Annotated in this window: 1 protein-coding gene; it reads left to right on the plus strand. The window is 25.2% G+C overall.

What is annotated here, in order from left to right:
• The coding region (locus ACZYT4_RS14015; RefSeq protein WP_463786981.1) for an Hsp70 family protein at positions 1 to 1390 on the plus strand (1390 nt) is incomplete at its 5' end.
• Positions 1391 to 1434 lie beyond the last annotated feature (44 nt).

Below are 1434 nucleotides of genomic sequence, written 5' to 3' on the forward strand. Positions count from 1 at the left end.
CATCTTTAACAGGGAAGAGAAGAAAAAAGTTCAGAATGATACAAAAGAAGAAAGCGTTGATCCTGAATATGAACAAAAAATTGTTGATTATGTGGTACAAAAATTTTATGAAAAAGAAGGTATCAATCTAAAGAATGATAAAAATGCAATAAATAGAATCTGTGACGAAGTGAAGAAACAGTTAGTATCTTCAAAAAAATATCCAATCATCATAGATATTCCATATATTATAGTAACAAATGATGGGTCAAAATCGTTGCATATTCAAATTGATAATGAAACTGAGATAGAAAACGTATCAGAAAAAATATTTAAAAGTAAAGAAGAAAAAAATATAGTAATAACAAAAAAAGAAAAAAACATAAAAGAGGAAAGTATTGAAAAACAATCGCTTCAAGAGAATGCCAAAAAGAAAAATCAATTCTCAAATGAAGAAAAAAGTTTTAATGATAATGAATATGAAAGAAAAGTTGTTGAATATGTCATACAAGAATTTAAAAGAAGCAAAGGAATTGATTTGCATTATTATACAAAAGCAGTTGAATGTATTCATGATGAGGTAAGAAAGCAATTATCTTTATCAAAAGGGAATTCAATTATAATCAATATTCCTAATCTTGTATTAACAAATAATGAAACAAAATTATTATATATTCAAATTGATAAAAAAATTCTGCAAAGTCTAAAAGAACCGCAAACCACATTTCAAAAAACACAAATAAAAAAAGAACAAAAACGATTACGATTATCGAAAAAGTATAAATTTATTATCGTTTTGATTATTATTTTATGCATTTCAATCCCCTTTTTAGGATTGTATAATAAACAGAAAGAGTCAGAAGGTCCAGATATAAGTGGTAATTCATTTCAAGAAGGTATTGATAAAGGTTATGATGATGGTTCAATGCAAGTTGCTTTGCAATATGTTAATCAAAATCAAAAGGAATTAGAAACATTTTTTAAAGATGAATTGTTAATGGAAAAGGTTGAATTCGAAGAAAGATATGCTATTTATAATGATTTAGATACACAAGTAGTTTCATATGATGTTGATAGTCAAAGTAATGATTTTGATTTACAAATCACTTTTCTTTTTAATAGTCAAGGAGTTTTTAATGAGGATATGACAATGCATTGGAATAATAATGGAAGCATTGAAGAAAACCCAATTAGTCTAGATACGCTAAAAATGGAAAAAATAAAGGAACGTTTTGGTTTTGATATTATTGGAATTGTTAATGAATATAAAACAAAATTAGAACTAGATGAAGATGGTAATAAACATGTTAGTCAATATAATGGATATGATAGTGTTTATTTGAGTGAATCTTCGATTAAATATAATGATGATAGATATTTTGTATATTTAAGTTTGACTAAGCAATATTAAGAAAAATACTTATTTTTGATAGGGGGAGTTATGATGGAAGAAAT

Source organism: Massilimicrobiota sp. mt181 (assembly GCF_055420065.1).